At 43.8% G+C, this 9,251-nt stretch carries 8 protein-coding genes; 5 read left to right on the top strand and 3 right to left on the bottom strand.

The genetic code is table 11. From position 1 onward, the window contains the following. Positions 1-2,200: NACHT domain-containing NTPase (locus AC805_RS20985; RefSeq protein WP_156341512.1), on the bottom strand; the 2,200-nt coding region annotated here is incomplete at its 3' end. A 144-nt stretch (positions 2,201-2,344) separates the two neighbouring features. Between AC805_RS20985 and AC805_RS25840 the strand changes: the two genes are divergently transcribed. The 4 genes from AC805_RS25840 (at position 2,345) to AC805_RS20965 (ending at position 4,989) form a co-directional block, all read left to right on the top strand. Beyond that, entirely contained in the window at positions 2,345-2,680 is a 336-nt protein-coding gene (locus AC805_RS25840; RefSeq protein WP_055077207.1) for a hypothetical protein, read from the top strand. 7 nt (positions 2,681-2,687) lie between these two features. Next, entirely contained in the window at positions 2,688-2,978 is a 291-nt protein-coding gene (locus AC805_RS20975) for a hypothetical protein (protein ID WP_231663985.1), read from the top strand. Positions 2,979-3,223: 245 nt separating this feature from the next. Next, on the top strand, positions 3,224-4,213 hold the full coding sequence (locus AC805_RS20970) for a PRC-barrel domain-containing protein (protein WP_055077205.1): 990 nt from the start codon (positions 3,224-3,226) through the stop codon (positions 4,211-4,213). Further along, positions 4,213-4,989 carry a photosystem II S4 domain protein gene (locus tag AC805_RS20965; protein ID WP_055077204.1) on the top strand — a complete coding sequence of 259 codons (777 nt, stop codon included), beginning with the start codon at positions 4,213-4,215 and terminating at the stop codon, positions 4,987-4,989. The genes AC805_RS20970 and AC805_RS20965 overlap by 1 nt, the downstream gene beginning before the upstream one ends. An 82-nt stretch (positions 4,990-5,071) precedes the next feature. Here AC805_RS20965 and AC805_RS20960 read toward each other — a convergent pair whose 3' ends face one another. After that, positions 5,072-6,655 carry a M48 family metallopeptidase gene (locus AC805_RS20960; protein ID WP_055077203.1) on the bottom strand — a complete coding sequence of 528 codons (1,584 nt, stop codon included), beginning with the start codon at positions 6,653-6,655 and terminating at the stop codon, positions 5,072-5,074. A 197-nt stretch (positions 6,656-6,852) separates the two neighbouring features. Between AC805_RS20960 and AC805_RS20955 the strand changes: the two genes are divergently transcribed. Next, positions 6,853-7,815, top strand: a complete 963-nt coding sequence (locus tag AC805_RS20955) for a protochlorophyllide reductase (protein ID WP_055077202.1) — start codon at positions 6,853-6,855, stop codon at positions 7,813-7,815. A 72-nt stretch (positions 7,816-7,887) separates the two neighbouring features. Here the strand turns inward: AC805_RS20955 and AC805_RS20950 are convergent, their stop codons facing one another. Then, positions 7,888-8,739 carry an NF038130 family PEP-CTERM protein gene (locus AC805_RS20950; RefSeq protein ID WP_055077201.1) on the bottom strand — a complete coding sequence of 284 codons (852 nt, stop codon included), beginning with the start codon at positions 8,737-8,739 and terminating at the stop codon, positions 7,888-7,890. Between the last annotated feature and the right edge of the window lie 512 nt (positions 8,740-9,251).

Raw genomic sequence — 9,251 nt, 5'->3', positions numbered from 1 at the left:
AATAAGAATTCTTGAGAGCGAGAATGAGAAGCTCAACGGCTTTGTCACTGCCAATCTTGACTAATGCATCTACTACCCTCCAACGCACCTCATCAAAATCCTTGAGAGCGAGAATGAGAGACTCAACGGCTTTGTCACTGCCAATCTTGCCTAATGCCTCTGCTACATTCCTTCGCACACTCCAATCAGAATCCTTGAGAGCGAGAATGAGAAGCTCAACGGCTTTGTCACTGCCAATCTTGACTAATGCATCTGCCGCATTCTTTCGCACATCATCAGAATCCTTGAGAGCGAGAATGAGAGACTCAACGGCTTTGTCACTGCCAATCTTGCCTAATGCCTCTGCTGCATTCTCTCGCACATAACGAGCAGAACGAGCAGAATCCTTGAGCGCGAGAATGAGAGACTCAACGGCTTTGTCACTACCAATCTTGCCTAATGCCTCTGCTGCATTCTCTCGCACATCATCATTAGAATCCTTGAGAGCGAGAATGAGCGACTCAACGGCTTTGTCACTACCAATCTTGCCTAATGCCTCTGCTGCATTCTCTCGCACATCATCATTAGAATCCTTGAGAGCGAGAATGAGCGACTCAACGGCTTTGTCACTGCCAATCTTGACTAATGCATTTGCTGCATTACTTCGCACACTCCAATCAGAATTCTTGAGAGCGAGAATGAGCGACTCAACGGCTTTGTCAGATCTCGTTTCTTCTAAAAGCCCGATCTCAAATCTTTGAGAAATTTTCCTTTCATATATTGTCTGAATCAACAAACCAACAGTCCTCTCCTGAAATCCATGCCTCACTTCCCCAGCCAACCGCGCCCCCAACCGCAAATCCACCTCTAGCGCCAGACTTACTACCCGCACTGCCTGCTCCTTACCTTCCACCAACTCCAACATCAAAGCCAGAGATTCTGTCCAGTCTAAATAGTTAAGATAGCTATGCTGAAGCTTAATATCAGTGAGATTAGGGAATAATGGCAATAGATACTCAGCCGCATAATATTCTTGAATTAATTGATGACGAAACTCAATTTCTTGATCAGTACCTACAAGTTTTACTTGAATGAGATGATACTTCAACAAATCCTCTAGCCAACGATGAGCATAATCCCGTGGTTTGGGAAACTTCTCTCCATCTAAGAAACGAGTTAAAATTTCCTCCACCTCTAACCGAGGGATACTCAAGCGTAAGCCGTTAGGACGATCTTGAGGCATCATCGCAAAAGCCAACTGCTGCAATAACTTAGACCACCACGATCTCGAATCTTCATAAACTGGTACATCCTCCTTAAGCTTGCCATCATGGAGATTTGCAAAATCCCTAAAAGCTGCTCCTAAGTTTGCAGGAACCCTGCCATTTTTTTGAAAAACATCGCATAGCATCGATAAAAGTAAAGGCGTATCTCCAAACTTTCTGAGGCGATCGCCTAATTGCTGTAGCATTTGGTCGCCTTGATCTGGCAAACGCATTTGGACAAACTGACGCATTTGTGGTTCAGTCAATGGCAGCATTTCCAGTTTCTTCTCAATTTCAAGATCACCACCCACCCCCAACATCCTTGTTGTAAAAATCATGGGTGTGTCAGCATTTGCTTTTCGGAAATCCCGAATATCCTGTCTTGCATCAGGTAACTCATTTACCCCATCAACCAATAACAGCAACTTACCCTCAAACAAAAGATCGTCAATTGTTTCCTCATCCAACCTGAATTTATGCACTCTAAAAAAATCTTTAATCAAAGCTATGTAAGAAGTACGCCAAGAACGCAACTCAATCAAGACAGGAATCAACGAAGACTGACTATCCAGTACTTTTTGTGCCTCATCTACCAGCATTTTTCTTAGAGCCGTAGACTTACCCGATCCTGGTCTACCCACCAGCAATACATGATCCGCCGCATACTTACGAATGCCATCAAGCACAGGAAACCTTTCAATCTTGGATTCTTCTTGCTCGGAATCCTGCGATTCTTGACCTTTTTGGCGCTCTTTTTGCTCCTGTAGGGTTTGCGCCATCAAACCAAAATCAAATAGATCAGTTGCATCGGTTTGAGCATAACTATCCTGTAATCGCTCATCTTTTTTGCTGACAAGCGATCGCAAATAACCATCAAAACTAATCTCTACACCCATGCCGTAAATCAACCCTATAAGACATAGCGGCGACAATATCTTCGCGTCAGGAATTGCCACAATATTAGCTTAAATTTTCAAGTTAAAATATCCCGATTGAAATAGCGATCGCCTTGTCAAAGATGACGACGGGACGGCTCAAGCTAGAATCTTTTATAGCGGCTGAGGTGCGAGAGTTAGAGCAATTATTGGAGTGTTAAATCTATGCAAGTAACTGAAAAGCCTGTTAGTGCTGAAAAAACTGAACAAGTTTCTGAACCGTCGCATGAGTCGGCTTTGTTGTCTATTAATGCTCAAGTGTCGTTTGCTAATTTGCTAACGCTGATTCAATCTTTGCCCAAGGAGCAGAAATGGCAGATTTATCAAGCGTTAGGTGCAGAACTTGCGCCCCAGTCGGCAGAGGCGAAGGCGATCGCCCGTTTAGCGGATGAGGATGATGAGTCTATGTGGATCACGGTTGTCCATGAAGATGATGAGATCGATGAAGAGGCTTTAAATGAATGGTTGGTGAAGCGTGGTTACAAAAAAGCCGAAGTATAGGGTTACGTTGCATCCACTAGTGGGTGTTGAAGATTTACCTCTGTTACCTGAGTTTCTACAGAAGGATCTTGCTAAATATCAGTTTGTTTTGGCGATTGATCCAGTGCAAACGCAGGGATTGCCTAGCCATGATTTGCGGGGTGAGTTGAAGCATTATCGTGCTTTGGAGATTGACTATAACGGTGTTTGCTTTCGTTTGGTGTATCGGGTGTATGAATCACCAACGCCGAAACGGGTACAGGTGGTTAGTTTTGCTGAGCATGATTTAGCTTATGAAAGGGCAAAAGAGAGATGCTAAGTAAAAGTTTACGCCCGACAGTGGTGCAAGGCGATCGCGCTGAACTTGTAGTGAATCCTTTATGCCGAAATACTTAGAAATACTTATTAGAAAATGCGATCGCCCGAACAACCACCCGAACAAACGTTAAGATACCGACGGGGATCTAGTCTGCTAGAATCAGGGCTAGGTATTTACCCTCCTGTTTAGTTCATGCCCCACCCGTTGGGGATTGTTTGGGAATCATTTAGAGTCACGTCACCGCCATGATGCAATCGGAAAATCTTCGTCAACGTGCCGCCGTATTGGGTTTGCAAGTCTTTAGCAAGCGATCGGCAATTCGGCTTGGCATCGTAACGCAAATTTGGCTAGATGTCGATCGCCGATGCGTTACGGGAGTAACCGTTGCCGAGCGATTTGTTCCAGGGACACCGATAGGCATCGGCGACACATTTTTTATGTCCCTTAACAATATTGATTTACTGGGACCAGACGCAATATTGGTTGATGATGAGTCGGTACTCGAAGATATTTTGGTTACCGAGCGCTACACCACCCTCATTAACAATGAAGTCGTCACCGAATCAGGCGAATTGCTAGGCAAAGTAAGAGACTTTAAATTTGACCCAGAAACGGGCGACTTAATGTTTTTGATTGTTGCCTCGATCGGCAACCCGATTATCCCCGCTAGCCTGATCAGCACCTACGAGCTAGATGTAAACGAAATTATTGCCGTAGGACGCGATCGCATCATCGTCACCGAAGGTATGGAAGATCGGATGACCCAACTAAGCAAAGGACTCCTAGAGCGTCTGGGGCTAGGAAAAGCACCTTGGGAAGATGAATTTGAGGATGACTATATGCCACCCTCGACCACCATTCGCGACAACGCCCTATCGTCGGGGACGAGAAGCACCTATTCGCCACCACCACAGCAACAGCGTCCTGTCTATCGTCAAGAGCAATCTTGGGATGATGGCGATAATTGGGCAGAGGAGCGCATCCCCGTTAATCCCCCACCCCAACGCCGTCAAGCTAGAGCCGAAATGCGTCCCGAACCATCGCGTCCGATCGCGCCACCACCGATCGATAATTACGACGATGAATACGACGACTTCGAGGATGATTACCCTACCTCCAACAAACCCGACTTTCGCAACGAAACCCAACAGCAGATCCGCGATGCTTGGGGCGAAACCAAAATTCCTGACAAGTCCAAACAACGTATTCCCGAAGAGGAATTTGACGAAATCTAATGTTACCCCGTGACCTATTGAATCATGTTGAAAATCGCGACACCCTCAGTCGGCTGCTAGACTTAGGCGATCGCGCAGTTCAGACTTGGGATGTCGTGTGTAGTGATTTTTTATCACCACCCGAAATTACCGAAGCCCTACAGGTATTTGGCAAAATGACCGAAATTCATTGCCTTGCGTGGGGCGGTTACGAACAAGCCGAACGCCAAAGACTGGCGATCGCCCGTAGTGAATTGCCCCTCGATCTGTCCATGGTCAGCCTCACCGCAATATCGATCGCTGGTAATTTCCTGTTTGACACCGCTACTCATCGCGATTTCCTTGGTGCGATTCTCGGAACGGGGATCGAGCGGCAAAAGGTCGGCGATGTCAATGTATTAGGAGAAAAAGGCGCACAGGCGATCGTCGTTCCCGAACTAGTGGAATATTTACAACTGCATTTCAATCAAGTGCGGACTGTTCCCGTTAAGGTCAATGCGATCGCTTGGGAAGAGTTAAAAATTCGCATTCCCGTAACGAAGGAACTGACTTCCACTGAGGCATCCTTGCGACTCGATGCGATCGCCTCTTTCGGTTTCGGGATGTCGCGCAGCAAAATGGTGGACTTGATTAATGGTGAAGATGTGCGCGTTAACTGGAAGACTATCTCACAGCCCAACTATCAACTCAAATCTGGCGATCTCATCGCCATTCGTGGCAAAGGAAGAGTCACGATTGGTGACATTATGATTACCAAAAAAGAACGCTATCGAGTGCAAATGACGCGATCAGTTTAATAAGTAATACCAATTCCCAAAATGGCGTTGCCATTTTGGGAATCTCAAAACCTTACTGGGTTTGGGCTTTAATTATGCTGGCTCATTGTATTGTATCCTTCTGATTATCTTGGTTTTCCACTACAAAGGAAGACAAAATTTGCTCACCTAATGGTATAAGTTCACGATCATGCTCCATGGCTAATTTAAGATGATCTATACCTTTTTCATCCTTTTGCCATATCAAATGTTTGCCAACAATAAAATTAGCGATCGCATGATCGGGTTCTTTTACTAAGAGTGCTTTCAGGGTTGGTAAAGCGGCTAGTTCTCCCTCTAGCTCCATCAGCCAACGCGATCGATTCCATAAATCCTTAGGTGAAAGAGGATATTTCTTTTCGAGATCCTCTAATTCGGTTAGACAGGCTCGTAAGTTTTTCGCATGAAGGAATTGCTCTTTCCATTCGGGTAAAATTATTTCCCTCCACTCCCGATTAAATTGGCTGGCTAATTTCCTGATACTATTTCCCAGTAATGTTTCTGCGGCAGATTGCTCCAAAGGTACTAAAAAAATTCCCGCATTTTTAGCTGGCAGTCCTAAAGCTCTGAGGCGATCGCTCAAACAAGGATGTGTATCTGAGTTATTTGTCTCCTCTTCTAAAGCCTGTTCTAACCAATATTTTTGATCGAGAATAGGATTTTTGAGTGCTTGACCTATGGATATAAATGGATTTCCTTGAGGCTCGGAATGATGTTTTGCTTGTTGGTAGATGTCTTGCCAAAATAGTTCGGTAGCAAATGAACTTTTAGCATAGACATTGGTGAGGGCTTCGGCTGTAGCTCTCTGTCCAGCGTGTTTTACGGCACATCTATCGGCTTCATATTCATAGGTACGTGCAAGAACGAAAGAATAAGCGTCAAACCGAGGAATATACCAAGTTAAGAAATAGTAAAAATTAGATAGAAGTCCATCAAAAATAATTACAGCTTGCCCAATACTTCCTTGTAGAGAATACAACCAATTTTGATGAGTGTTCTGGACAGAGCTAAAAATTTGTAGCCATGTATGGCGAATGAGATAGATTTTATGTTTATTAGAAAGATGTCCAAATTCGTGGGCAAGAATAGCACGGAATTGCTCGGCAGAAAGGGCTTGCATGAGCGGTAGCCCGATAGTCAGGTAATTCTCGTTCCAGCCAAATAGTCCAAGTCGGGGGACTTGCATCACTGAGGCATTAAATTCTCGATTAAGAATCACATGATCGAGTTGTGGCGCTTTTTCCGCTCGCCTTAACTCATCTAAAACTTTAAACAGAGAAGGGAACTGCTCACGGTCTAATTCGATGCCTGTAGGCTTTGGAAAGTTGATCCATAACGATTTGAGCATGGCGATCGCGACAACAAAGAAAATGCAAATTGTTGCTAGGATAAAAAAGCAGAGAACAATCGCCCCACGAAAAGTTGCTGCGCCTCTTAGGGATGTGAAAATATGGGCTATAAAATTTGCATTATGGATACCTAGCCAGACAATCCCAACTGAACCACCAATCAGAAACAAGATCGCGCTAAACATATAGAAATAGCCTAGCATTGCCATTAACCAGACTTGATTCTTATAAGCTTTAGGATCTTTTCTAGCAAATACTTCCAGTCTCTTAACCAGTCGATTAAATTCTGCCTCAGTCATTGATCGTATTCACCTCAATATCTTATATTATACTGAAATTTGAGCGCAAATCACTTGTCTAAAAAATGCTGTAAGCATTAGCCCTATGGTATTCTCAAAGCTTTAGTAAGTGGCGCTTTCGGTAAAAATTCTTAAGTATCACCTTAGTCCAAATCGCTGTAGAATTTTAAACAAAGTTTATAAATTTATTCTTAAAAATGTCATATTCACAGTTACCTACAGTAGTTATCACAGGCGCTTCTTCAGGCGTAGGACTATGGTCAGCTAAGGCTCTTGCCGATAAAGGCTGGTTTATTGTCATGGCTTGTCGCAATATCGATAAAACCCACAAAGCAGCGGAATCTGTAGGCATTCCTAAGGATAGATATGAAATCATCCAAGTCGATCTTGGCTCTTTGGTTAGCGTTCGCGAATTTATTGCTAAATTCCGCGCTACAGGTCGCTCCCTAGATGCCCTATTGTGCAATGCTGCCATCTATATGCCCTTACTCAAAGAACCCTTGCGATCGCCAGAGGGCTTTGAGCTAACCATGACCACCAATCACCTCAGCCATTTTCTCCTTTGCAACCTATTGCTTGAGGACATGAAAAAATCAACCTATAGCGATCGGCGGATGGTTATTTTAGGAACCGTTACCCATAATCCCGATGAATTGGGTGGAAAGATTCCTCCACAACCCGATCTCGGTAACTTAGAGGGATTTGAGAAAGGATTTAAACCACCAATCTCAATGGCAAATGGAAAGAAGTTTGAACCAGTCCGAGCCTATAAAGAGAGTAAAGTTTGCAATATCTTAACTATGAGAGAATTGCACCGTCGCTACCATGAATCTACAGGCATTACCTTTACTTCTCTCTACCCTGGATGTGTTGCTGACACTCCCCTATTCCGTAATCACTATCCTCTCTTCCAGAAGCTATTCCCATTGTTCCAAAAGAACATCACGAAGGGTTATGTAACTCAAGAACTATCAGGTCAACGGGTAGCCGCTGTCATTGCCGATCCCGAATACAGGCAGTCGGGAGCCTATTGGAGTTGGGGTAATCGTCAGAAGAAAGATGGTAAATCTTTTGTACAGACAGTATCTCCCCAAGCCCGTGATGATGCCAGAGCTGAACGGATGTGGGACTTAAGCGCCAAGCTAGTTAGACTCGTATAAAAATCATCAAAAAGGGAATGTCGCGTTGCGACATTCCCTTTTTGATATAGCGACAGCTATGGAGAATCTAAATTAGCGATTGAGTTGGCGACGTTTGAGCATACCCGCTCCCATTGCTCCTGCTAAGGCGATTCCCAGAAAAGCCGCAGGAACAGGAACTGGTCTAGAACCTTGGATATAAACTTCGTAGTTACCAGTATGTGAAACTCCATCATCCGCAGCAACTAGTCCAGAATTTGTGGCATTAAAGCTGTACAGATAGCCCGATTGACCGTCGTAGTCATACTTCACAAGTTCGCTAGCTTGCAGAGTTTTGCCAGTTAAAAAAGGCTTAAAACTATCGGGGAGAACTGAAAGTAATAGTTGAGTTGCATCTAGGTAACCCGCTAAGCCAATGGAAATTTCTCCCGTATTGTCATTTTGATTGACATAGGAGATATTGGGATCGCTAAACCTCTGAAATCCGCCATTGCTTGCAAATTGGCTGAAGGCAAAGTTTTTGATGTTGTTGGGTAGCCCCCCTAGCCCATAGGCTGTTAGCGCGGCATTAAACCAAGTTGTACCAATCACCGACCAATCACTTGCGGTAAGACTGCTTAAAGTGATGGACTTGCCACCAATTGTTCCTTGGAGAGTGGTATTTTTGGTGAAATCAAAACTAGGTTTCTCGCTACTTGCCGCTAATTCGACATTGCCTGTAGGACTAATAGCATTACCATCTAAAACGTTTTGGACATTTGCCAAAGTGTTAGCTACAAGAAAAGTATTTGTGGCATCTGCATTAAAGACTAGATAGTCATTGGGGGCGCTGCCGCCTATTGTGACATTATTTATTGACCCAGCAAATACGGGAGCGATCGCTATTGCACTCCAACTAGCTAGAGAAAAAACACCAACAGATAGACCTTTTAATAACGTTTTCATAAAGTGACCTATTGAAATAATTGTTTAGAAAGTCAAAAACTGAAAAAGCTAACTTTCCCCTAATATGTTCACTTTTTCTGAAATGCAAAGTAATAAATGAATGATACCTAATCCCCATCGATATTTATTTATAAAAGTTATATAAAAGTTATACAAAGGATATAAGTAAGTAGCTATGCACAATTAAATATAAAACCCCAAAACCTGTAGCGCACGTTGCTCGTGCGCTACAGGTTTTGATTCTGGGTTTTACTTATGCTCAGCTACTTATCTAAGCATAAGTAAACTTAAAACCGCCCCAAAAGATGGGTGGCGGTACGATGCAGCGCCGCCCATCTTTTGGGTTTTATGTGTTTTTTACGTCTTCAGCAAATCTTACGGGGATATATCAACCTTTATAGCTAATTTATAAGCGTAAAGATTTGTTGGATATAGCTATAGCTAAATAAGTTAAGACATAAAGCCCAGAAGAGTATTGCGGCGCTTCGCGCCGCAATACTCTTCTGGGTTTT

This window comes from Pseudanabaena sp. 'Roaring Creek' (genome assembly GCF_001402795.1).
Lineage (GTDB): Bacteria > Cyanobacteriota > Cyanobacteriia > Pseudanabaenales > Pseudanabaenaceae > Pseudanabaena.
The sequence above is the reverse complement of the archived record's forward strand: the minus strand, read 5'-3'. Positions and strand labels throughout refer to the sequence as shown.